This window comes from Pseudomonas sp. LM13 (genome assembly GCF_041381355.1).
Taxonomy (GTDB): Bacteria; Pseudomonadota; Gammaproteobacteria; order Pseudomonadales; family Pseudomonadaceae; genus Stutzerimonas; species Stutzerimonas frequens.
On the sequence record NZ_JACBXH010000003.1, the window covers coordinates 78,580 to 100,037 of the forward strand.

The following is a 21,458-nucleotide window of genomic DNA, read 5'->3' on the forward strand; positions in this document are numbered from 1 at the left end:
AAAACGCCCAATGCATCGCATCGGGCGTCAGGTATGGGGGACGTCATTGGAACCAGGCTGCCGCCCAGGCCATCGAACGGCCATCAGAGCACGTTCGGCTCGATCTCCAGGGGGACACCGAAGCGCTCGAGCAGGTCGGCCTGAATTCGTCGCGCCAGGTTCAGCAGCTGCTCGCCGGTGGCCTGTCCATAGTTCACCAACACCAGCGCCTGCAGCCGATGCACACCGGCGTCGCCATCACGAAACCCCTTCCAGCCAGCCCTTTCGATCAGCCAGCCGGCCGCCAGCTTCACCAGGCCGTCATCCTGTGGATAAGCCACCAGATCGGGATACGCCTGGCGAAGTGCCTGCGCCGCCTCGGCGGACACCAGCGGATTCTTGAAGAAGCTTCCAGCATTGCCCAGCTCTCGTGGGTCCGGCAGCTTTTCACTGCGAATGGCGCAGACCGCACGACTCACATCCATTGCCGTAGGCTCGACGATCCCCTGCTCCGCCAGCCGCTGGCGGATCGGGCCGTACTCGAGATGCAAGGAGGCCTGGCGGCGCAGAGCGAAACGCACCCGCAGGATCAGATAGCGCCCCGGCCGCTGCTTGAAAACGCTGTCGCGATAGGCAAATGCGCAGTCGGCCAGCGCGAAGTCCCGAAGCGCCCCGGTTTCGATATCCAGTGCCGTGAGACCGGAGAATACATCCTTGATCTCGACGCCATAGGCGCCGATGTTCTGAATCGGTGAAGCGCCCACGGTCCCGGGAATCAGGCTCAGGTTTTCCAGCCCGGTCAGGCCCTGCTCCAGGCTCCAGAGCACGAAGGGATGCCAGGGCTCCCCGGCTTCCACCTCGACGATTACCTGGCTGGCCGAGTCTTCGATGATCCGCTTGCCTCGACTGGCCATGTGCAGCACCAGGGCCGGTACATCACGCGTCAGTAGTAGGTTGCTTCCACCACCGAGCGGCAGAAGCGGCACCTCGAGCTGGCGTGCATGGCCGATCGCCTCATGCACATCGGCATCACTGTGGGCCTCAGCGAAGTACCGGGCACGCTGGTCGACGGCAAAGGTGTTAAACGGCTTGAGGGAGCGGTTGGCTTCTATGGTGAGGCTCACAGTCGTCCCTTTATCTCGGCGAGCAGCGCATCACTGGCTTCTTCGATGAGATTCAGCACGTTGTCGAAACCGTCTGCTTCGCCATAGTAAGGGTCGGGCACTACATCGCAGCCAAGCCCGTAGCGACGCAGCAGCAGGTCGACTTCCGCCTTGGCGCCGTGCTTCGGGCGCAGAGCCTGCAGCCGTGCCAGATTGTCGTGATCCATTGCCAGGATGAGATCGAAACGCTGGAAGTCCGCAATGGAAACCTGCCGGGCGCGCAAGGCGTCGAGCGTGTAACCACGCCGTCTCGCCGCCTCGCATGCCCGCTGGTCTGGCGCCTTGCCGACATGCCAGTCGCCGGTTCCGGCCGAATCGATCTCGACTCGCGCGCCAAGGCCGGCCCGCTCGATCCGCTGGCGAAACACACCCTCGGCCGTGGGCGAACGGCAGATATTGCCCATGCAGACGAACAGCACCTTCATGTCAGCCACCCAGCAAACGGCGAACCCGATCCAGATCCTCAGCCGTGTCGACCCCGGCGGGAGGAGCTTCGACGGCATCGGCGACATGGATGCGCCGCCCATGCCAGAGCGCACGCAGCTGCTCCAGACACTCCGTATCCTCCAGCCAGCACGGGCCCCAGGACACGAAGTCGGCCAGGAATTCAGCACGGTAAGCATAGATGCCGATGTGCCGCCGGTAAGGGACTCCGGGTGGTAGCTGGCTGCGGTCCACGGCAAAGCTGTCACGCGCCCAGGGCAGCGGCGCTCGACTGAAGGTAAGCGCCAGGCCGTTGATATCGGAGAGCACCTTGACCACGTTGGGATTGAACAGCGCCTGCGCATCTGCCAGCGGTTCGGCCAGCGTAGCGATGGCCGCCTCCGGATGCCCTGCAAGGTTGGCGGCGACCTGGTCGATTACAGCCGGCGGAATCATCGGCTCGTCGCCCTGCACGTTGACCACGATGGCATCGCCAGGCAACCCGAGCTGCTCGGCCACCTCGGCCAAACGATCGGTGCCGGAGTTATGCTCGGCACGGGTCAGCACGACCTCTGCGCCAAACGCTGTGCAGGCATCGACGATGCGCTGATCATCGGTGGCAATCACTACACGCTGGGCCGCGCTCTTGCTCGCCTGCTCCCAGACGTGCTGAATCATCGGCTTGCCGGCGATGTCCTGCAGCGGCTTGCCGGGCAATCGGGTCGATGCGTAGCGGGCCGGAATGACGACGGTATAGGCGGTGCTCATTTGTCCAGACGCTCATCCACATCCAGAGTACGCGCTTCGCTCTCGAGCATTACCGGGATGCCGTCACGCACGGGAAAGGCCAGGCCATCGGCCTTGCAGATCAGTTCCGACTTGTCCTCGGCGAGCTTCAACGGCCCCTTGCATAGTGGGCAGGCCAGAATGTCGAGCAGTTTGGTATCCATGCGCAGTCCTTGGAAGCGATCGACCGCGGCAGCAGGTCGAGCGGCTTAAGAGAGATCGGGCAGCAATCGCGCCAGCTGATCGTCGAACCAGGTAACGAACGCCGTGGAGGGCACGGCCTGCACCTGCAGATACGACCAACCCGGGGGTGCGAACGCCCGGCATTTCACCGCGTCCTTCTCGGTCATCACCAGTGGTAGCTCGGGGCTGAACTTCAGCTGCTCCAGGCTGTAATCGGCGTGATCGGCGAAGGCGTGCGGAATCGGTCGCCAGTGTAGCGTCTCGAGCGTGTCGAAGAAACGCTGCGGGTTGCCGATACCCGCCACCGCATGCAACTGCTGGCCGGCCGGGTAACGACTGAGCGGCCAACACTCGCCGGAGCTCAACTCCACCAGCGCCACCGGGCGGAGGTTGAATGCATATCCATCATCGGAATCAGCCGTGGCGCCGTTGAACAGTACGGCATCCACCTCGTTCAACCGCACAGGCGGCTCACGCAGGGGACCGGCCGGTAGGCAGCGCCCGTTACCCAGCCCACGCGCGGCATCGATCAGCACCAATTCGAGATCGCGCGCCAGCCGGTAGTGCTGCAAGCCGTCGTCGGAGAGGATCAGATCGAGCGGCTCCTGCTCCAGCAAAGCGCGGACGGCGCGCGAGCGATCAGGATCGACCATCAGCGGCACACCAGTGCGCTGGACAATCAGCAAGGGCTCGTCACCGCAGTACTGCGCCGGATGCCCGGCGCGGACCCGCCACGGCAGCTCCGGCGGCTTGGCACCGTAGCCGCGGCTAACGACGCCGACACGCAGCCCGCGACGTTGACAGTGTTCGATCAACCAGAGGATCAGCGGCGTCTTGCCGGTTCCGCCGACGGTGATATTGCCTACGACGACAACCGGAACAGGAGCGCGATAGGCGGTGTTCGGATCTTCGAGGAAACGCCGGCGCCTGGCTCCGACCACGCGCCGGTACAGCAGCTCCAGGGGCGCCAACAGACGCAATGCCGGATGCCCCTGATACCAGGCACGTTGCAGGCGCTCGGCAAAGGACATCAGGGCGACGCCTGCGCCTCGACCGTGGTGATCCGCAGTTGGCCGAAGCCAAGCTTGCCAGCGGCATCCATCGCGGTGATGACAGCCTGATGCGGCGTCTTGCCGTCGGCGCTGATGATTATCGGCAACCGGTTGTCGCCGCCGGACTCCTTGCTCAGCGCAGCCATCAGCGAGTTCAGATCGCTCTTGAGCAGCGCCTTGCCGTTGAGCGAATAATTGCCAGCCACATCGATCAGCACCTCCAGCTGGCGGACCTCAGCATCCTGCGGTGGTGTGCCGCTGGCCGCTTCCGGCAGATCGACCTTGAGCTGCGTTTCACGGGTAAAGGTGGTGGTGACCACGAAGAACAGCAGCAGGATGAACACCACATCGATCAGTGGTGCCAGCCCGATTTCCACGTTCTCCCGGGGTTTGCGACGGAATTTCACGCCTTGTCCTCACCCAGATCGACATCGCGGTCGCCCTGTACCACTTCCACCAGCTTGATCGCCTCCTGTTCCATGCCCACCACCAGTTCGTCGACGCGACGCTGCAGGAAACGATGGAAGAACAGCGCGGGGATACCGACCATCAAGCCCGCAGCGGTGGTGATCAGCGCCTTGGCGATGCCTCCTGCGAGAAGCGGTGCGTTGGCCATGCCCGAGCCCATGAAGGCGCTGAAGATCTCGATCATGCCCAGCACGGTCCCCAGCAGACCGAGCAAGGGTGCAATGCCGGCGATGGTGCCCAGGGCGTTGAGATAGCGCTCCAGATCGTGAACGACGCGGGCGGCGGCCTCCTCGATGCATTCTTTCATGATCTCACGGCCACGCTTGGAATTGCTCAGGCCGGCGGCGAGGATCTCACCCAGCGGGGAGTCGGCACGCAACTCCTTGAGTTTCTGGTTGCTGAGCTTCTTCTCCTTGATCCACTTCCATACCTGGCCCAGCAGATGCGGAGGCGTGACACGGCTGGGACGCAGCGTCCAGAGGCGTTCAGCAACGATACCGGCGGCTGCGATGGAACACAGGATGATTGGCAGCATTATCCAGCCGCCTGCTTTGACCAGCTCCCACACGAGATGAATCCCCCTCGAAAAAGTGGCGCCACTCTAGCATAGGGTCGCTGGGTCGCCGACGGCCGCCGTTCTCATTTTTCCCGCCAGAATCGTCGCTGCGAGCGTTGCAGCTCTGGCGGCGAAAAACCGCCCAGATCGATCCGGATGGCGCCATGCAACGCGGTGTCGTAGGCCTTGATATCGAACGCCTCGAGCCGCGCGGTCACGCTCGGGTGCGGGTGGCCGAACGGATTGTGCAGACTTCGCGAGATCAGCGCGGCTTGCGCGGCCACGCCACGCAGAAACGGCTCCGACGAGGAGCTGCGGCTGCCGTGATGGGGCAGCAGCAGCCAGTGCGATGACATCTGCTGCTCACTTGCCAGCCAAGCCTGCTCGGCGGACTGGTCAATGTCACCGGTGAGCAGGATTCGCTCACCGTTGGCCTCGATCTGCAGCACGCAGGACTGCTGGTTGCTGTCCTGCGCCGCCTGCCATTGCCACAGACTGAAGCGCACATCGTTCCATTGCCAAGTGCTGCCGCTTTCGCAAGGTTCGGCGCCCAGATCCGGCGCGTGGCGAGACGGCTCGCCACTGACCACCCGCTCGACCCGGAGCAGCCGCTGGACCGCCTCCGCACCGCCCGAATGATCATTATCGGCATGGCTAAGCAACAGCAGGTCCAACCGGCTCGCGCCAAGAGTCCGGAGCGACGGGACCACCACCCGCTCGCCCGTGTCGAACTCGCCCTGTTTCGGCCCGGCGTCGTAAAGCAGTGCATGCTCGCGGGTGCGCACCAGCACCGCCAGGCCCTGGCCCACATCCAGCACCCAGACCTGCGCTCGGCCCTCCGGGACCTCGACACGAGGCGGGAATGCCAGCGGCAACAGCAGCACAAAGCCCAGCGAACGCAGCGGAATACCGGCTGGCAGCAACAGCAACAGCACACCCAGCCCGATCATCGCCAGAGCCCAGGGCGGCAGACCCATGGCAATCCAGGCGGGCTGCCACGACGCAATCGCTGCCAGCACATCGAAAAGTAGTGCCAGCGAAAAGCCCACCATCGACAGCAACGCTTCGCCAGCCCCGCCCAGCGGCAGCAGCAGCGTACCAAGCAACGCAAAGGGCACGGTGAGACTCACCCAAGGCACGGCAAGCAGATTGGCCAGCGGCCCGCTCGCGCTTATCGGCAGCCCCAGGGCGAGCAACAGCGGAAGCAGGCCGAGGGTCGCCGCCCACTGCGCCCGGGTCAGGGCCTTCCACCAGCGCCATGAACCGAGCCGCCCCGAGAACGCCAATGCAAGAACCGCCACCGCTCCAAACGACAGCCAGAACCCGGGCTGCAATGTCACCAGGGGATCGATCAGCAGGACGCCATCGAGCGCCAGTAGCAGCGGCAACCAGACGCCCAGATGGCGAAAGCGCAACCGCCAGACAAGCACCACCGTCACCATCAGGCAGGCACGACGCACCGGCACCTCGAAACCGGCCAGCCAGCCATAGGCCAGCGCACCGCTTAACGCCAGCCCGCACGCCCAGGGCAACCATGGCAACCGTCGCGGCCACGCACCCAGGCGAGCCAGCAATGCGACCAGACCATAGAGCAGCCCCGCCAACATGCCGATGTGCTGCCCGGAGATGACCATCAGGTGGACGGTGCCGGTGTCCTGCAGCACCTGCCAGTCGCCGCGGCTCAAACCGGAATCGTCACCCACCACCAGTGCCGCGATGGCGCCCTGCCGATCGGATGCCGGAACGGTCATGAGCCGCGCCCGAAGCTGATCGCGCCATCCGTCGCTTGCCCTCGACGCCGTCAGGCGCTCACCCGCCTTGATCGTGCCGGTGGCGCCGATACGTCGCGCCAGCAACCAGGCTTCGTAATCGAAGGAATGCGGGTTGACCATGCCATGTGGCCGTTTCAGTCGCGCCGCCAGCCGCCAGCGCTCGCCGGCTTGTAGCAGCGGACCGTCATACCAGGACAGCCGCACCTTCGATGGCAACCCGGCATGGCGCGATTGGATGTCGTCGAGCTCGAAGCGCACCACATTGCCGATACGGCTGGGCAACCCCACTACCCGCCCCTCAATCCAGAACGTGCGACCGTCCATGGGCGCTGGCAACCGGTCGTCGATGGCGCTCTGGCTCTGGTAGCAGGCCCAGCTCAAGCCCAGCAGAAACAGGCCTGGCGCCACCCAGCGGACGCGCAGCAGCAGCAACAGTCCGACAGCCGCCAGCGCCGCACAGAACCATTGCGCGGGCAAGGCTGGAAGGAAGCGTGGCAGGACCAGGCCCGCGGCGAGCGCAAGCATCCATGTGCGCATTTTTTCAGACTCCAGAAATCCTTTCCGGACCGTTATCGAAGCGGGGCAATCTGTCGCAGGCGCAGATGTAATGTCACAAAACTACTGTCAGCGTCGCACCGCGATTCAAGGCATAATCGCCGGGCTGCTGCCTTCAGAGAACCTTCATGCCGCGTCGTTTTTTCAAACGCTACATGCCGCACCCCGATCGCATCAAGACTAACAAGTCTCTGCGTTTTCTCGGCGCGCTGATTCACGATCCCAATCTCTGGCATCTCAATCGACACTCGGTATCCCGCGCGATGGCGATCGGCGTGTTCTGGGCCATGATCCCGATGCCGATGCAGATGCTTGCAGCGGCCGTCTGCGCCCTGCCCTCCAGAGCCAATCTGCCGATTGCAGTGGGACTGGTCTGGCTGACCAACCCGCTGACCATGCCGCCGGTCTTCTATTGCAACTACAAGATCGGCACCTGGCTGCTGGACACCCCGGCCTCCAGCATGCCGGCAGAACTGAGCCTGGCCTGGGTACGCTACATGCTGCAGCACAACTGGCAGCCGCTGTACCTGGGCTCCCTGGTCAGCGGGCTGGTGCTGGCGGTGCTCGGTTATGTATTCACCCAGGCCTACTGGCGCTGGTGGGTTGGCCGCAGCTGGCGGCGGCGGCAGAACGGCCGTCGTTGATGGCCGAGCCGGTCATTCGTAGCGCAGGGCCTCGGCAGGCTGGGTCTGCGCGGCGCGCCAGGCCGGGTAGATCGTGGCGAGAAAGCTCAGGGTAAGCGCCGCCAGCGATACCAGCACCACGTCATCCAGACGCAGCTCCGAAGGCAGCGTACTGATGAAATAGACGTCGGAGCTGAAGATGTGCTGTCCGGAGAGCCGTTCCAGCCAGGTCACCAGGTCGCTGACGTTCAGCGCGCCGAGCACACCCAGGATCACGCCAATCACGGTGCCGCTGAAGCCGATGATGCTGCCCTGGACCATGAAGATGGCCATGATCTGCCGCGGCGTCGCCCCCAGCGTCCGCAGAATGGCGATGTCGGCGCGCTTGTCGGCGACCACCATGATCAGGGTGGCGATGATATTGAACGCCGCTACCGCGACGATCAGCATCAGGAGCAGGCCAATCATGGTCTTTTCCATCTTCATCGCGCTGAACAGACTGCCCTGGGTGTAAGACCAGTCCTCCACGCGGTAGCCTTCGCCCAGCGTGGCCTGTACCTGTGCCGCCACCTCCGGCGCACGGTAGAGGTCATCCAGCTTGAGTCGTACGCCCTGGACCTGTTGCGGCGTCCAGCGATGGATCTGCGCGGCGTCGGCGCGATGGATCATCCCCAGGCTGCCGTCCAGGTCGGCACCCACCTTGAACACCCCGACCACATTCAGCCGCTGCATACGCGGCGTGACGCCACCGGGAGACGAACTGACCTCAGGGACGATCAACGTCAGCTTGTCGCCCAGCTTCAGCCCGAATCGCCGCGCGGTCATAAGACCGATGATCACACCGTACTCGCCGGGCTTGAGCGCATCCAGGCTGCCGCCGACCAGGCGCTCGCCGACGATGGAAACCTGCGCCTCGGCCTCTGGATCGATGCCGCTGATCTGGATCGGCTGCATGCTGCCCTTGAACGACAGCATGCCTTCGAGCTGCGTCACCGGCGCCATGCCGACGATCTGCGGGTATGTCGACAGACGCGCGGCAACCGCCTGCCAGTCATCCAGCGGCTGCTCGCCGATGACCGTCGCATGCGGCACCATGCCGAGAATCCGCGCGCTCATCTCGCGCTGGAAACCGTTCATCACCGAAAGGACCATGATCATCGCCAGCACGCCCAGCGCCAGGCCGATCAGCGAGGTCAGGGAAATGAACGAGATGAAATGGTTGCGCCGCTTGGCACGGGTGTAGCGGCTGCCGATGAAAACGCTGACGGGCCTGAACATCATTCGACCACCAGGCGCCCATCTTCCAGCCGCAGCACCTGATCCATCTGTGCGGCGAGCTGACGGTCGTGAGTGACTACCAGGAAAGCGGTATGCAGCGAGGTGCTGAGTTCGAGCATCAGATCCTGAATGCCCTGCGCGGTGTGATGATCGAGGTTGCCGGTTGGCTCATCGAGCAGTACCAGCGCAGGCTCGTTGACCAGCGCCCGTGCGATGGCCACACGCTGACGCTCACCGCCGGACAGCTCCGCAGGCTTGTGCTCCAGGCGATGGCCAAGGCCGACCCGCTGCAGCAGAGCGGAAGCTCGCTGACGCGCTTCCGGAATCGGCGTGCGCCCGATCAGCAGCGGCATGCAGACGTTTTCCAGCGCGGTGAACTCGGCAAGCAGGTGATGGAACTGATAGACGAAGCCCAGAGCCCGGTTGCGCAGCAGCCCACGGTCCTTCTCGTTGAGCGCCGACAACTCCTCACCGGCCAGCCAGACGCTGCCTTCGCTCGGCGTATCGAGCCCACCGAGCAGGTTCAGCAGCGTGCTCTTGCCCGAGCCGGAGCTGCCGACGATGGCCACGCGCTGACCGGGGAACAATTCCAGCTGGAGCCCGGACAGGACCTCCACCGATTCGGGGCCTTGCTCGTAGCGCTTGCCCAGGTTGCGGCAACTCAGCACCGCCTGCTTTTGCTCGTTCATTACCCGCTCACTCATAACGTAGCGCCTCTGCCGGCTGGGTGCGTGCGGCACGCCAAGCCGGATACAGGGTCGCGAGGAAACTCAGGATCAACGCGGCGACGCAGACCTGGATCACATCGACCGCCATCAGCTGGGACGGCAGGTAGTCGATGAAATACACGTCGGCACTCAGGAACTTGTGTCCGATCAGCCGCTCCAGCGCGGCGATCCAGCTGCTGACATTGACGGCGGCGAACATGCCGAGCAATGCGCCGACCAAGGTGCCGACCACGCCGATCACGGTGCCCTGGACCATGAAAATCGCCATGATCTGCTTCGGCGTAGCGCCCAGCGTGCGCAGGATGGCGATGTCGCCGCGCTTGTCGGTCACCACCATCACCAGCGTGGAGATGATGTTGAACGCGGCGACCGCGACGATCAGCAGCAGCAGCAGCCCGATCATGGCCTTCTCCATGCGGATCGCCTGGTAGAGGTTGCCGTGGGTGCGGGTCCAGTCGCGGGAATAGAAGTCGTCGCCCAGCTGACCAGCCAGCTCCCAGGCGATACGCGGCGCCTGGAACAGATCGGCGAAGCGCAGGCGCAGTCCCTGCACCTGATCCGGCTGCCAGCGCTGCAAACGAGCCATGTCGGCAATGTTGGCCAGCGCGACGTAACCGTCGATCTCACCAGCTCCGACATGAAAGATTCCGGTCACGGTGAAACGCTTCATGCGCGGGAACATCCCCGCTGGAGTCACAGTGACCTCGGGCGCCACGAAGGTAATCTTGTCGCCGACGCCGACACCGAGCTTGGCAGCTGCCTTGTCACCGATGACGATGCCGAACTCGCCGGCCTTGAGATCATCCAGCGAGCCCTCGCGGAAGAACTGATCGATGATCGAAACCTGGCGCTCCGCCTGAGGCTCCACCGCATTGATCAGGATCTTGGTCACCTGGCCCTGATGGGTCAGCAGCCCCTGGCTCTGGATGAACGGCGCAGAGGCCAACACCTGCGCGTGCTGCTCGACGCGCGAGCCCAGCGCCTGCCAATCGTTGATCGGCGTCGGGCTTTCGATGGTCGCGTGGGGCACCATGCCCAGCACGCGGGTGCGCATTTCATGATCGAAGCCATTCATCACCGACAGCACGACGATCATCACCAGCACGCCGAGAGCGAGCCCAATCATGGAAGTCAGGGAGATGAAGGAGACGAAGAGACTGCGACGTCTGGCGCGTGTGTAGCGCGCCCCGATGTACACGGACAGCGGTCTGAACATAGATCGACGGGTTCGCTGGCGGGGGAAAACAACATGCAGCTGACGCCACCGCGGGGCCTGATACACTCTGGCCATCAACGCTACCCGGGTATCGCCATGCCGACACAAGACACTGAAGAACGCCGCGAATACTACCGTATCGAGGATCGCGTGGCACTGGAAATCATCCCGGCGAGCCAGGACCACCCCGCTGCCAGCGAGCCTCTGCCCGCGCTGTTCAACCTGCTTGGCGAGCTTCATCAGCTGGACTTCGAAGCGCAGCATTTGTTACGCCAGATTGCCGAGAGCAACCGCACGCTGGCCAACTATCTCAAGGTGCAGAACAAGCGAATCGAACTGCTGGGACAGGCATTGGCGCAGGATCTGCTGAAGGATCAGAGCGCGCCGCAACCGGTGGTGCTTTCCGAAGGTGGCATCAGCTTTGCGAGCGAACAGCCGTTGACCGAAGGCGAGCTCGTCACGCTGAAGCTGGTCCTGCTGCCGCAAGGGCTTGGCCTGTTGTTACCGGCGCGGGTCATCTACTGCACCGCAATGGAGGACGGACGCTACGACATCGGCACCGAGTTCGAAGCGTTGACTGATGCACAGCGACAACTGCTTGCACGGCATATCCTGCAGAAACAGGCGTTGGAAAGGCGCCTGGCCCTGGAAAACCTGCAAGGAGAGTGACCGATGCGCCGCCTGGCGACCCTGCTGTTCACGCTGACATTCAGCCCGTCACTGTTCGCCGACGAGATTCGCATACCCGTCGGTCAGCAAGGCCAGTCCGAGATCGCCTTGCCCGCCCGCGGCGATTCGAAGATCAAGGTCCTGGACCGTTTCGGCCTGGCCGACGAAGAGCATCCCGCCGTTGGCCAGCCGCCGATCACCCGCTGGGATTATCGAGAATTCTCCGTATATTTCGAACGCGACCGAGTCATCAACAGCGTCCGCCACCACCAGCGCGCCCAACCACCCGTGAAGGAAGATCAACAACCGTGACACTCATCTACGGCCACCGCGGCGCCAAAGGCGAGGCTCCGGAGAACACCCTGGCAAGCTTCGAGCAATGCCTGCAGCATGGCGTACGCCGCTGCGAGCTGGACCTGCACCTATCCCGCGATGGCGAGTTGATGGTCATCCATGATCCGACGCTCAAGCGCACCACCGGGCGCCGAGGCAAGGTTGCCCAGCACGATGCCGAAGAGCTGGTGAAGTACGACGCCCGCCAGGGTGGCCCAGGCTGGAAGACACCCTGCCCCATCCCGCGCCTCAGTGAACTGTTCGAGAAGTGCGACTTCGAGCACTGGCAACTGGAAGTCAAGAGTGCTTCGCGCGATCGTGCAGCGCGCACGGTGCTGGCAATCAAGGCGCTGGCCGAGCGTTATCAGCTCAAGGAACGAATCACCGTCACCTCCAGCTCACGGGAGGTTCTGCGGGCTCTGAATCGGCTGGCGCCGGAAATCTCGCGTGGCCTGGTAGCCGAATACAACTGGCTCGACCCGCTCAAGGTGGCCCGTCAGTACGGTTGCGATCTGCTGGCGTTGAAGTGGACGCTGTGCACCCCGGAGCGCCTGGAGAAGGCAAAAAAACAGGGGCTGCATGTTTCGGTGTGGACCGTGAACGAACCGGCGCTGATGCGGCGCCTGGCGGACTTCGGCGTGGACAGCCTGATCACCGATTATCCGGGCATCGCCGTCAGTACACTGGCTCAGGGCTGACCTACAGGCCTTGCACCCATGCGACGATTCGACAGTGCTGGCGCTGCCGAACCGTCTCACCTGATCAGAAGCTCTCCCGGTTCGGCCAGTGCCAATCCCGGGAGTCCCAACCCTCTCCAGCCGGCTCAGGCCGCCGGCCGGAGCCGCTCAAAAAAGCCGGTTGAGCCCGTCGAACGCTGCCACCCGATAGGCTTCCGCCATGGTCGGGTAGTTGAAGGTGGTGTTGACGAAGTACTTGATGCTGTTCGCCGGCCCCTTCTGGTTCATGATCGCCTGGCCAATGTGGACGATCTCGGAGGCCTGATAACCGAAGCAGTGCACACCGAGCACCTCCAGGGTTTCGCGATGGAACAGGATCTTCAGCATGCCCACCGGCTCGAAGGAGATCTGCGCCCGCGCCATGCTCTTGAAGAACGCCTTGCCCACTTCATAGGGAATCTTCGCCTGGGTCAGTTCGCGCTCGTTCTTGCCGATCGAGCTGATCTCCGGAATGGTGTAGATGCCCGTCGGCACGTCATCGACGAAACGCCAAGAATCGTTCTCGACAATGCTGCCCGCGGCCGAGCGACCCTGGTCATAGGCGGCGCTAGCCAGCGATGGCCAGCCGATCACGTCGCCGGCTGCGTAGATGTTGCCGATCTCGGTGCGGTAGTGCTCATCGACCTGCACCTGACCACGGCTGTTGGCCTTGAGGCCGATGTTCTCCAAGCCGAGCTTGTCGGTATTGCCGGTACGCCCGTTGCTCCAGAGGAATGCGTCGGCCTTGATCTTCTTGCCGGACTTTAGATGCAGGATCACTCCGTTCTCCAGCCCCTCGACCCGCTCGTACTCTTCGTTGTGGCGAATCAGCACGTTGTTGTTGCGCAGGTGATAGCTGAGCGCATCGGAAATCTCGTCGTCGAGGAAGCTGAGCAGTTGCTCGCGGTTGTCGATCAGGTCGACCAACACGCCCAACCCGCTGAAGATCGAAGCGTACTCGCAGCCGATGACGCCGGCTCCGTAGATGATCATCCGACGCGGCGTGTGGCTCAGGGTTAAGATGGTATCGCTGTCGTAAATGCGCGGGTGGTTGAAGTCGATATCGGCCGGCCGATAAGGACGGGAGCCGGTGGCGATGACGAACTGGCTGGCAACCAGCTTTTCCACCATGCCGTTAAGGCAGACCACTTCAACGCTCTGCTCGTCGGAGAAGCTGGCGGTACCGAAAAAGGTGTCGATGCGGTTGCGGGCGTAATAGCTGGTACGGGAGGTGACCTGCTTGCTGATGACCTTCTCGGCGCTTTTCAGCACGTCGGGAAAGGAGAACCAGCGCGGCTCACCGATCTGGCGGAACAGCGGATTGGTGTTGTACTGCATGATCTGCCGCACCGAATGGCGCAGCGCCTTGGACGGGATGGTCCCCAGATGCGTGCAGTTACCTCCTACGAGCGGACGATTGTCAACCACGGCGACCTTGCGCCCCGCCTTCACGGCGTTGATGGCCGCGCCCTCCCCGGCGGGACCGGAACCCAGTACAACCAAATCGTAGTTATAGACCGCCATATACACTCCTGAAAACGCAGCGGAAGACGCCGCCGCTGTCAACGAATTCGCCGATGTCCAAGGACGCAAACCAGCATTGCCCGCACGCCTTCTCAGCGGGACCGACCAGGCATCTCCGCTCACGGCTGCCTGGGCGCGCGAAGGGTTACATCAACGCTTTGTCGCGTCGTAGGCGAGATCGGTATTGCCCGCGTTCTTCGCCTCGTTCACTTCTTCGCACTTCTCGCGGCTACCGCCACAGATGGAGCACTCCTTCTCGATGCCCAGATTGGCGATACCCCCGCAGGAACCCGCGATGGGCTTGCGTCCCATGATCACGCCGATGGCCATGCCGAATACCACAAGCAGCATCACCAGAAAAACCAGTAACCAAGTCATTGCTCTACTCCCGCACCGAACAGCTCGTCAAAAGCCTTGGTGCTCGTTGTTACGAAGCCTTGCCCCTCGCGCACGACGAAGAACGCGGCGATCGCATTACGCTCTGCCAGTGCCAGCCCCCGCTCGGGGCCGAGCACCATCAACGCGGTAGACAACCCGTCAGCACGCAAAGTCGATTTATCGATGACCGTCACCGCAGCGAGGTGATGCTCGATCGGTCTGCCGCTTTGCGGGTCCAGGGTATGTGAATAACGCCGGCCGTCCTGCTCGAAATAGTTTCGATAGTCGCCGGAGGTGGATACGCCCAGACCATCGAGTTCGACGATCTTTTGCGCAACCCGCTGGTCATCCCTGGGCGCTTCAATGGCTATGCGCCACGGTGCACCATCAGGCTTGCGGCCCTCAGCCTTGAGCTCCCCGGTGATTTCCACCAGGTAACTCTGGACGCCCAGCGCCTTCAAACGATCGACAACGCGATCGACGGCATAACCGGCAGCGATGCTGTTGAAGTCCAGCTGTACCGCCACCGCCTTGCACAACTGATCGCCATCGATGCGCAGATGCCGATGGCCGGTCAACGCCCGTGCGGCCTCAATATCTTCCGCCGACGGAACCTGTGTGGCGCGACCTTGCGGACCAAAGCCCCACAGGTTGAGCAGAGGCTCGAGTGTAAGATCGAATGCGCCTTCGCTGTCGGCCGATAGCTGATCGCCCGCTGCGACTAATTCGCGCACCATATCCGGCATCGGCTCACAGCTACCGCCCGGCAGGGCATTGAAGCGCTCGACGTCGGAATCGCTGCGATAGGTGGACAGCTGCTTGTCGAGGTCGGCGAGGATGGCCTCGACCTCACCATGCAGCACGTCCTTGGCCGGAACATCGCCACTGCGCACGTACTTGACCGTATAGGTACTGCCCATGGTCGGCCCGGTGAAGGCTTCGACCTTGTCCTGAAACAGACAGCCCGTCAGGGCTGTCGCGAAAGCGACAGCGATGACGGGCTGGAGAGACGCGACAGCAGTGGACCAGAGTGAAGCTCGGATCATGCTAGCCGCCGAAGTCGTCGAGCAGGATGTTCTCCGGCTCCACACCCAGGTCGGTGAGCATCTTGATGACCGAGGCATTCATCATGGGCGGGCCGCACATGTAGAACTCGCAGTCCTCCGGAGCCGGGTGGTCCTTCAGATAGTTCTCATACAGCACGTTGTGGATGAAGCCGGTCGGACCATCCCAGTTATCTTCAGGCAGCGGGTCGGACAGGGCCAGATGCCATTCGAAGTTGGGATTCTCGGCCTGAAGCTGGTCGTACTCCTCGACGTAGAACGCCTCGCGCATGGAGCGCGCGCCATACCAGAAGCTCATCTTGCGCTTGGACTTGAGACGCTTGAGCTGGTCGAAGATGTGCGAGCGCATCGGTGCCATACCCGCACCACCGCCGATGAAAACCATCTCCGCGTCGGTGTCCTTGGCGAAGAATTCACCGAACGGACCATAGACGGTGATCTTGTCGCCCGGCTTGAGGCTGAACACGTAAGACGACATCTTGCCCGGCGGAATATCGTCACGACCCGGCGGCGGCGAAGCGATACGGATGTTGAACTTCACCAGGCCACGCTCTTCCGGATAGTTAGCCATGGAGTACGCACGAATCACGGTCTCGTCGCACTTCGACACGTACTTCCACTGGTCGAACTTGTCCCAGTCGCCGCGATACTCTTCCTGAATGTCGAAGTCCCGGTAACGCACTTCATGCGGCGGGCACTCGAGCTGCACATAACCACCAGCGCGGAAGTCGACGTTCTCGCCTTCCGGCAGCTTGAGTGTCAGTTCCTTGATGAAGGTCGCGACGTTGGGGTTGGACTCGACGGTGCATTCCCACTTCTTCACGCCGAAGACTTCTTCCGGCACTTCGATCTTCATGTCCGCCTTGACCGGAGTCTGACAGGACAGGCGCCAGCCTTCGCCCGCCTCACGACGGGTGAAGTGCGACTCCTCGGTAGGCAGCATCTCGCCACCACCGCTCTCGACGATGCACTTGCACTGCGCGCAGGTACCGCCGCCACCACAGGCTGACGAGAGGAAGATGTTGTTGGCGGCCAGGGTCTGCAGCAACTTGCCACCGGCGGGCACGGTAATCGTACGCTCACCGTTGATTTCGATTGACACGTCACCGCTGGATACCAGCTTGGCGCGTGCAGCCAAGATGATCACCACCAGCGCAAGCACGATGGCGGTGAACATACCGATGGCGAGGAAAATTTCGTAACTCATCAGTTCGTTCCGTCCTTACAGCTGTACGCCAGAGAAAGACATGAAGCCCAGCGACATCAGTCCGATGGTGATGAAGGTGATACCCAACCCCTGCAACCCATCCGGAACATCGCTGTATTTCAGTTTCTCGCGAATACCGGCCAGCAAAGCAATGGCCAGCGCCCAGGATGCGCCGGAGCCGAACCCGTAGACGACACTCTCGCCCAGGTTGTAGTCACGCTCGACCATGAACAAAGTGCCGCCCATGATGGCGCAGTTCACGGTGATCAGCGGCAGGAATACGCCCAGTGCGTTGTAGAGGCTAGGTACGTACTTATCCAGCAGCATTTCCAAGATTTGCACAATGGCCGCGATCACGCCGATATAGCTGAGCAGACCGAGAAAGCTCAGGTCCACATCTGGCAATCCTGCCCAAGACAACGCACCGGCTTTCAGCAGGTAGGTGTAGATCAGGTTGTTGGCAGGCACGGTAATGGCCTGCACCACGATGACCGCGATACCCAGGCCGATTGCGGTTTCCACCTTTTTGGAAATCGCGATGAAGGTACACATGCCGAGGAAGAACGCCAGCGCCATGTTCTCGATGAACACCGCACGGACGAACAAGCTGATGTAGTGCTCCATTAGTAAGCCTCCTTGTTCGAGACTTGCGGCGCCATCTTGAAGGCAGGCTTCTCGACCTGTTCCTTCTTCCAGGTGCGAATGCCCCAGATGAACAGACCGATCAGGAAGAACGCCGAAGGTGGCAGCAGCAGCAAGCCGTTGGGCTGATACCAACCACCGTCGTTCACAACTGGAATAATGGTGTAACCCATCAGCTTGCCAGCTCCGAACAGTTCGCGAACGATGCCGAGCGCGATCAGCATGGCGCTGTAGCCCAGGCCGTTGCCGATACCGTCGAAGAACGACAGCAGCGGCGGGTTCTGCATGGCAAAGGCTTCCGCACGACCCATCACGATGCAGTTGGTGATGATCAGACCGACGAACACCGACAGCTGCTTGGACAGCGAGAAGGCGTAGGCCTTGAGCACCTGATCAACCAGAATCACCAGCGACGCAATGATCACCATCTGCACGATCATGCGGATCGAGTTGGGGATCTGGCTGCGGATCATCGAAATGAACAAGTTGGAGAACGCCACCACCAACGTCAGCGCGACAGACATCACCAGCGCCGTGTTCAGGTTGGAGGTGACCGCCAGTGCCGAGCAGATTCCGAGAATCTGCAGGCCGATGGGGTTGTTGTTGAAGATCGGATTGAGCAGAACTTCTTTGACAGTGGGTTGCGACATGATCAAGCCTCCCCAGCGCGCAGATTAGCGATAAATGGACCGAAGCCGTTCTCGCCCAACCAGAAGTGCAACAGCGCGTTGACACCATTGCTGGTCAGGGTCGCACCGGCCAGGGCATCGACCTGATGGTCGGCTTTCGGGCTCTGTGGGTCGACACCGCCCTTGACGATCTGCACGGCCAGGTCGCCGTTGTCGTCGTACAGTTCCTTGCCAGGCCACATGCCACGCCACTTCGGATTGTCGACCTCGCCACCGAGGCCCGGAGTTTCGCCGTGCTGATAGAAGCCGAAGCCGGCAACGGTATTCAGATCACCCTTGACAGCCATGAAGCCATAGAGGGTGGACCACAGACCGTAACCGCGAACCGGCAGAATCAGCGTATCGATCTCGCCTTCGCCCTGAGCTTCGACGATATAGACGGTACTGTAACGCTCACGACGCTTGATCGAAGCGATGTCCTGTTCGCTCGGCAGCGCTTTGGACAGTGCAGGATCTTTGGCCGCTGCGAGCGGATCGAAGGTCTTGGCATCGAATTCGTCGCTGAACTTGCCGGTTTCCAGATTGACCAGACGAGCAACGATGCGCTCGTTGAACAGCTGCTTGACCTGATTACCGGACATGCCCGGCTCGCCGAGGCCGGCGATCGCCAGGATGCTGCGCTGTTTGTCCAGCAGGCGGTTTTCCTGCTGGGTCGGACGCAGTGCCACGGCAGCACCGGCGACGAAGATGGAGCACACCAGGCAGACCAACAGGGCTACCGTCAGCGTGCGAACGGTGGATTCTTTCTGACTAGACATTACGTGCCAGCCTCCGCTTGATATTGGCCTGAATGACGAAATGGTCAATCAGCGGCGCACACAGGTTGGCGAACAGGATCGCCAGCATCATGCCTTCGGGGAAGGCGGGATTGACCACGCGGATCAGCACGACCATCACGCCGATCAGGGCACCGAACACCCACTTGCCGGTGTTGGTCATGGAAGCCGACACCGGGTCGGTCGCCATGAAGATCATGCCGAAGGCGAAACCGCCGACGACCATATGCCAGTACCAGGGCATCCCGAACAACGGGTTGGTGTCCGAGCCGATCAGGTTGAACAGCGTGCTCAGACCGATCATGCCCAGCATGACACCGGAGACGATGCGCCAGGAGGCGATCTTGCTGCCGATCAGGACGACGCCACCGATGAAGATCGCCAGGGTGCTGGTTTCACCGATCGAGCCATGAATGGTGCCGACGAAGGCGTCCATCCAGGTGATGCCGCTCTGGACGACGTTCTCGATACCACCGGCGAAGCCCAGGCTCAGCGCGGTTGCACCGGCATAACCATCGACCGCGGTCCACACAGCATCACCGGACATCTGCGCCGGGTAAGCGAAGAACAGGAACGCGCGCGCGGTCAGCGCCGGGTTCAGAAAGTTCTTGCCGGTACCGCCGAAGATCTCCTTGCCGATCACCACGCCGAAGCTGATGCCTAGCGCGACCTGCCACAGCGGAATGGTCGGCGGCAGAATCAGGGCGAACAGCACGGAGGTGACGAAGAAGCCTTCGTTTACTTCATGCTTACGGATCGAGGCGAACAGCACTTCCCAGAAACCACCGACGATGAAGGTCACCGCGTAGATGGGCAGGAAGTAGGCCGCGCCCTGGATGAAGTTGTCCCACAGGCTGTTGGGATCGAAGCCGGCCAGTGCACCGATTAGTGCGAACCGCCAGCCTTCCTGGGCAGCCAGCAGATCGGGGCTCTGCGCGTAGATCAGGTTGGCCTGATAGCCGGTGTTCCACATACCGAAGAACATCGCCGGGAAGGTGCACAACCAGACAGTGATCATCATGCGCTTGAGGTCGATGCCGTCGCGCACATGAGCGGTGGTCTTGGTGACGCTACCGGGACGATAGAGGAAGGTGTCGGCCGCTTCGTACAGTGCGTACCACTTTTCGTACTTGCCGCCTTTTTCGAAGTGATGCTCGATCTTGTCGAGGAATGCGCGAATGCCCATGCTTAACCCTCCTTCTCGATGCGGGTCAGATTGTCCCGCAGGATCGGGCCGTATTCGTACTTGCCGGCACAAACATAAGTGCACAGCGCCAGATCTTCTTCATCCAGCTCCAGGCAGCCGAGCTTCTGCGCCACCTCGGTGTCGCCCACGATCAGGGCGCGCAGCAGCTGGGTCGGCAGCACGTCCAGAGGCATGACCTCCTCGTAGTTGCCCACCGGCACCATGGCGCGCGGACTGCCGTTGGTGGATGTGGAGAAGGCGAACTTCTTGCCACCCATCAGCTTGGAGATATAGATGTTGAGGATCGAGTGCTTCTCCACACCGGCACGCAGGTAGTGCAGCATCTCGCGCTCTTTACCTTCGCGCAGGCACGACACTTGCTGGTGATAGCGACCAAGGTAGGCGAACGCGCCGTGAGCGGTACGACCGCCGAGCACCGAGCCTGATACGACGCGGTTGGCGCCGGGCTGCAGCTCACCGGCGGTCAGCTCGTCGAGATTGGCACCGAGACGGGCACGAACCAGACGTGGCTGCTCGACCACCGGGCCGGCCAAGGAAACGACGCGCTCGACCGACAGACGGCCGCTGGTGAACAGCTTGCCGACCGCGATCACGTCCTGATAACCGATAGTCCAGACGCTCTTGCTGGCGCTGACCGGATCGAGGAAGTGAATGTGCGTGCCAGCCAGCCCGGCAGGATGCGGACCGTTGAAGCTTTCGACCTGAACCTTGGCCAGGGACTCGCCAGGCAACGAGGCATTCGGCGCTTTGCACAGGAACACTTTGCCCAGGTTGCCGAGTACCTTCAGGCCTGCCTCGAAGGCTTCCGCCTGCTCGGCGATGATCACCGCAGGATCAGCGGCTAACGGATGCGTATCGATGGCGGTGACGAAAATCGAGGCAGGCGTGGCATCGATCGCCGGGACCTTGCTGAACGGACGCGTGCGCAGCGCGGTCCACAGGCCGGACTGCTGCAGGTTTTCACGCACCTGCTCGCTGCTCAGACCATCCAGCTGGGCTGGAGAATAGCTCGCGAAGGTGACTTCCTCATCGCCATCGAGGTCGATGACCACCGATTGCAGCACACGCTTCTCGCCGCGATGCACCGCACTGACAACGCCGGCACCGGGCGCGGTGTAGTTTACGCCCGGCGACTTCTTGTCGGAAAAAAGGAGCTGCCCCAGCTTGACCCGATCACCGACCTGAACGGCCATGGTCGGCTTCATCGTCGGATAGTCGAAGCCAATGACCGCGACGCTGCGCACGGGCCTGCCGGCCTCGATACGCTGCGCCGGGGCACCGGCTATGGGCAGATCGAGCCCTCGTTTTATATTGATCATCGGTTTGCCTAACCACTGATTTTAGAAAGCTTTTTTTGCAGATCCAGCGGCATGGCGCAAAGTAGGATTGCGCCGCGCGCGCCAATAGGTTATTGGCGCGACACCATGTCGCGGACCCAGGTAAAAAATCCGCCCGATTATAGAGGTCGCGC

General features: G+C 62.2%; 24 protein-coding genes. 4 read left to right on the plus strand and 20 right to left on the minus strand.

The features are described from left to right. Positions 1 to 83: 83 nt before the first annotated feature. The 8 genes from murB to HZR81_RS04250 all read right to left on the minus strand — a co-directional run bounded on the left by murB (position 84) and on the right by HZR81_RS04250 (position 6,919). Positions 84 to 1,103, minus strand: coding sequence for a UDP-N-acetylmuramate dehydrogenase (gene murB, locus HZR81_RS04215; protein ID WP_500127411.1), 1,020 nt, complete (start codon positions 1,101 to 1,103; stop codon positions 84 to 86). Next, positions 1,100 to 1,567: a low molecular weight protein-tyrosine-phosphatase gene (locus HZR81_RS04220; protein ID WP_234493482.1), complete on the minus strand. Its 468-nt coding sequence runs from the start codon at positions 1,565 to 1,567 to the stop codon at positions 1,100 to 1,102. Before HZR81_RS04220 ends, murB begins: the two co-directional genes overlap by 4 nt. A 1-nt stretch (position 1,568) precedes the next feature. Then, on the minus strand, positions 1,569 to 2,333 hold the full coding sequence (gene kdsB, locus HZR81_RS04225; RefSeq protein WP_500127412.1) for a 3-deoxy-manno-octulosonate cytidylyltransferase: 765 nt from the start codon (positions 2,331 to 2,333) through the stop codon (positions 1,569 to 1,571). Then, positions 2,330 to 2,515, minus strand: coding sequence for a Trm112 family protein (locus tag HZR81_RS04230; RefSeq protein WP_011913743.1), 186 nt, complete (start codon positions 2,513 to 2,515; stop codon positions 2,330 to 2,332). Before HZR81_RS04230 ends, kdsB begins: the two co-directional genes overlap by 4 nt. 45 nt (positions 2,516 to 2,560) lie before the next feature. Continuing rightward, positions 2,561 to 3,565 carry a tetraacyldisaccharide 4'-kinase gene (lpxK, locus tag HZR81_RS04235; protein ID WP_500127413.1) on the minus strand — a complete coding sequence of 335 codons (1,005 nt, stop codon included), beginning with the start codon at positions 3,563 to 3,565 and terminating at the stop codon, positions 2,561 to 2,563. After that, positions 3,565 to 3,993: a flagellar polar localization protein PocB gene (gene pocB, locus HZR81_RS04240; RefSeq protein ID WP_063539898.1), complete on the minus strand. Its 429-nt coding sequence runs from the start codon at positions 3,991 to 3,993 to the stop codon at positions 3,565 to 3,567. Before pocB ends, lpxK begins: the two co-directional genes overlap by 1 nt. Further along, complete coding sequence (gene pocA / locus HZR81_RS04245; RefSeq protein WP_063539899.1) at positions 3,990 to 4,622, minus strand: flagellar polar localization protein PocA; 633 nt, start codon at positions 4,620 to 4,622, stop codon at positions 3,990 to 3,992. The genes pocB and pocA overlap by 4 nt, the downstream gene beginning before the upstream one ends. Before the next feature lie 71 nt (positions 4,623 to 4,693). Next, positions 4,694 to 6,919: a DNA internalization-related competence protein ComEC/Rec2 gene (locus HZR81_RS04250; RefSeq protein WP_500127414.1), complete on the minus strand. Its 2,226-nt coding sequence runs from the start codon at positions 6,917 to 6,919 to the stop codon at positions 4,694 to 4,696. A gap of 146 nt (positions 6,920 to 7,065) precedes the next feature. Between HZR81_RS04250 and HZR81_RS04255 the strand changes: the two genes are divergently transcribed. After that, on the plus strand, positions 7,066 to 7,581 hold the full coding sequence (locus HZR81_RS04255; RefSeq protein WP_500127415.1) for a DUF2062 domain-containing protein: 516 nt from the start codon (positions 7,066 to 7,068) through the stop codon (positions 7,579 to 7,581). A gap of 12 nt (positions 7,582 to 7,593) precedes the next feature. Here HZR81_RS04255 and HZR81_RS04260 read toward each other — a convergent pair whose 3' ends face one another. The 3 genes from HZR81_RS04260 to HZR81_RS04270 are packed head-to-tail and all read right to left on the minus strand — an operon-like array spanning position 7,594 to position 10,782. Continuing rightward, positions 7,594 to 8,838, minus strand: coding sequence for a lipoprotein-releasing ABC transporter permease subunit (locus HZR81_RS04260; protein WP_500127464.1), 1,245 nt, complete (start codon positions 8,836 to 8,838; stop codon positions 7,594 to 7,596). After that, positions 8,838 to 9,527, minus strand: coding sequence for a lipoprotein-releasing ABC transporter ATP-binding protein LolD (lolD, locus tag HZR81_RS04265; RefSeq protein WP_063539901.1), 690 nt, complete (start codon positions 9,525 to 9,527; stop codon positions 8,838 to 8,840). Before lolD ends, HZR81_RS04260 begins: the two co-directional genes overlap by 1 nt. A gap of 7 nt (positions 9,528 to 9,534) precedes the next feature. Further along, a complete protein-coding gene (locus HZR81_RS04270; protein WP_336315838.1) occupies positions 9,535 to 10,782 on the minus strand; it encodes a lipoprotein-releasing ABC transporter permease subunit in 1,248 nt (415 codons plus the stop codon). 33 nt (positions 10,783 to 10,815) lie between these two features. Here HZR81_RS04270 and HZR81_RS04275 point away from each other — a divergent pair, with 33 nt between their 5' ends. From HZR81_RS04275 to HZR81_RS04285, 3 genes are read left to right on the plus strand one after another with little or no spacing between them, the layout of a single operon-like run. After that, the gene (locus HZR81_RS04275) at positions 10,816 to 11,451 is read left to right on the plus strand and encodes a PilZ domain-containing protein (protein ID WP_081253726.1); all 636 of its coding nucleotides are present in this window, start codon (positions 10,816 to 10,818) and stop codon (positions 11,449 to 11,451) included. A 3-nt stretch (positions 11,452 to 11,454) separates the two neighbouring features. Then, positions 11,455 to 11,763: a phosphodiesterase gene (locus HZR81_RS04280; protein WP_152481469.1), complete on the plus strand. Its 309-nt coding sequence runs from the start codon at positions 11,455 to 11,457 to the stop codon at positions 11,761 to 11,763. Then, positions 11,760 to 12,482 carry a glycerophosphodiester phosphodiesterase gene (locus HZR81_RS04285; protein WP_152481470.1) on the plus strand — a complete coding sequence of 241 codons (723 nt, stop codon included), beginning with the start codon at positions 11,760 to 11,762 and terminating at the stop codon, positions 12,480 to 12,482. Before HZR81_RS04280 ends, HZR81_RS04285 begins: the two co-directional genes overlap by 4 nt. Before the next feature lie 147 nt (positions 12,483 to 12,629). On the opposite strand, the gene sthA is transcribed toward HZR81_RS04285, so the two are convergent. From sthA to HZR81_RS04330, 9 genes are all read right to left on the minus strand, one after another. Beyond that, positions 12,630 to 14,024 carry a Si-specific NAD(P)(+) transhydrogenase gene (gene sthA, locus HZR81_RS04290; RefSeq protein ID WP_003299651.1) on the minus strand — a complete coding sequence of 465 codons (1,395 nt, stop codon included), beginning with the start codon at positions 14,022 to 14,024 and terminating at the stop codon, positions 12,630 to 12,632. Between the two features lie 150 nt (positions 14,025 to 14,174). Further along, positions 14,175 to 14,402 carry a (Na+)-NQR maturation NqrM gene (gene nqrM, locus HZR81_RS04295; RefSeq protein ID WP_102823543.1) on the minus strand — a complete coding sequence of 76 codons (228 nt, stop codon included), beginning with the start codon at positions 14,400 to 14,402 and terminating at the stop codon, positions 14,175 to 14,177. After that, a complete protein-coding gene (locus tag HZR81_RS04300) occupies positions 14,399 to 15,322 on the minus strand; it encodes an FAD:protein FMN transferase (protein WP_500127465.1) in 924 nt (307 codons plus the stop codon). Before HZR81_RS04300 ends, nqrM begins: the two co-directional genes overlap by 4 nt. A 127-nt stretch (positions 15,323 to 15,449) precedes the next feature. Continuing rightward, positions 15,450 to 16,676 carry an NADH:ubiquinone reductase (Na(+)-transporting) subunit F gene (nqrF, locus tag HZR81_RS04305; protein WP_174214587.1) on the minus strand — a complete coding sequence of 409 codons (1,227 nt, stop codon included), beginning with the start codon at positions 16,674 to 16,676 and terminating at the stop codon, positions 15,450 to 15,452. Positions 16,677 to 16,688: 12 nt separating this feature from the next. Next, on the minus strand, positions 16,689 to 17,297 hold the full coding sequence (nqrE, locus tag HZR81_RS04310) for an NADH:ubiquinone reductase (Na(+)-transporting) subunit E (RefSeq protein ID WP_003283709.1): 609 nt from the start codon (positions 17,295 to 17,297) through the stop codon (positions 16,689 to 16,691). Beyond that, the gene (locus HZR81_RS04315; RefSeq protein ID WP_172974172.1) at positions 17,297 to 17,971 is read right to left on the minus strand and encodes an NADH:ubiquinone reductase (Na(+)-transporting) subunit D; all 675 of its coding nucleotides are present in this window, start codon (positions 17,969 to 17,971) and stop codon (positions 17,297 to 17,299) included. Before HZR81_RS04315 ends, nqrE begins: the two co-directional genes overlap by 1 nt. Continuing rightward, positions 17,968 to 18,762, minus strand: a complete 795-nt coding sequence (locus HZR81_RS04320) for a Na(+)-translocating NADH-quinone reductase subunit C (protein WP_102840154.1) — start codon at positions 18,760 to 18,762, stop codon at positions 17,968 to 17,970. The genes HZR81_RS04315 and HZR81_RS04320 overlap by 4 nt, the downstream gene beginning before the upstream one ends. Further along, positions 18,755 to 19,966: an NADH:ubiquinone reductase (Na(+)-transporting) subunit B gene (locus tag HZR81_RS04325; RefSeq protein WP_102840153.1), complete on the minus strand. Its 1,212-nt coding sequence runs from the start codon at positions 19,964 to 19,966 to the stop codon at positions 18,755 to 18,757. The genes HZR81_RS04320 and HZR81_RS04325 overlap by 8 nt, the downstream gene beginning before the upstream one ends. 2 nt (positions 19,967 to 19,968) lie before the next feature. Further along, positions 19,969 to 21,306: a Na(+)-translocating NADH-quinone reductase subunit A gene (locus HZR81_RS04330; RefSeq protein WP_102840152.1), complete on the minus strand. Its 1,338-nt coding sequence runs from the start codon at positions 21,304 to 21,306 to the stop codon at positions 19,969 to 19,971. Between the last annotated feature and the right edge of the window lie 152 nt (positions 21,307 to 21,458).

What these genes read in the sequence shown, in the direction of transcription:
- nqrE (WP_003283709.1), bottom strand. Translation starts at nt 17,297, where the DNA reads ATGGAGCACTACATCAGCTTGTTCGTCCGTGCGGTGTTCATCGAGAAC.
- kdsB (WP_500127412.1), bottom strand. Translation starts at nt 2,333, where the DNA reads ATGAGCACCGCCTATACCGTCGTCATTCCGGCCCGCTACGCATCGACC.
- HZR81_RS04255 (WP_500127415.1), top strand. Translation starts at nt 7,066, where the DNA reads ATGCCGCGTCGTTTTTTCAAACGCTACATGCCGCACCCCGATCGCATC.
- HZR81_RS04280 (WP_152481469.1), top strand. Translation starts at nt 11,455, where the DNA reads ATGCGCCGCCTGGCGACCCTGCTGTTCACGCTGACATTCAGCCCGTCA.
- HZR81_RS04325 (WP_102840153.1), bottom strand. Translation starts at nt 19,966, where the DNA reads ATGGGCATTCGCGCATTCCTCGACAAGATCGAGCATCACTTCGAAAAA.
- HZR81_RS04270 (WP_336315838.1), bottom strand. Translation starts at nt 10,782, where the DNA reads ATGTTCAGACCGCTGTCCGTGTACATCGGGGCGCGCTACACACGCGCC.
- HZR81_RS04250 (WP_500127414.1), bottom strand. Translation starts at nt 6,919, where the DNA reads ATGCGCACATGGATGCTTGCGCTCGCCGCGGGCCTGGTCCTGCCACGC.
- lolD (WP_063539901.1), bottom strand. Translation starts at nt 9,527, where the DNA reads ATGAACGAGCAAAAGCAGGCGGTGCTGAGTTGCCGCAACCTGGGCAAG.
- HZR81_RS04230 (WP_011913743.1), bottom strand. Translation starts at nt 2,515, where the DNA reads ATGGATACCAAACTGCTCGACATTCTGGCCTGCCCACTATGCAAGGGG.
- HZR81_RS04260 (WP_500127464.1), bottom strand. Translation starts at nt 8,838, where the DNA reads ATGTTCAGGCCCGTCAGCGTTTTCATCGGCAGCCGCTACACCCGTGCC.
- nqrM (WP_102823543.1), bottom strand. Translation starts at nt 14,402, where the DNA reads ATGACTTGGTTACTGGTTTTTCTGGTGATGCTGCTTGTGGTATTCGGC.
- HZR81_RS04330 (WP_102840152.1), bottom strand. Translation starts at nt 21,306, where the DNA reads ATGATCAATATAAAACGAGGGCTCGATCTGCCCATAGCCGGTGCCCCG.
- HZR81_RS04320 (WP_102840154.1), bottom strand. Translation starts at nt 18,762, where the DNA reads ATGTCTAGTCAGAAAGAATCCACCGTTCGCACGCTGACGGTAGCCCTG.
- HZR81_RS04275 (WP_081253726.1), top strand. Translation starts at nt 10,816, where the DNA reads ATGCAGCTGACGCCACCGCGGGGCCTGATACACTCTGGCCATCAACGC.
- HZR81_RS04220 (WP_234493482.1), bottom strand. Translation starts at nt 1,567, where the DNA reads ATGAAGGTGCTGTTCGTCTGCATGGGCAATATCTGCCGTTCGCCCACG.
- sthA (WP_003299651.1), bottom strand. Translation starts at nt 14,024, where the DNA reads ATGGCGGTCTATAACTACGATTTGGTTGTACTGGGTTCCGGTCCCGCC.
- lpxK (WP_500127413.1), bottom strand. Translation starts at nt 3,565, where the DNA reads ATGTCCTTTGCCGAGCGCCTGCAACGTGCCTGGTATCAGGGGCATCCG.
- HZR81_RS04300 (WP_500127465.1), bottom strand. Translation starts at nt 15,322, where the DNA reads ATGGGCAGTACCTATACGGTCAAGTACGTGCGCAGTGGCGATGTTCCG.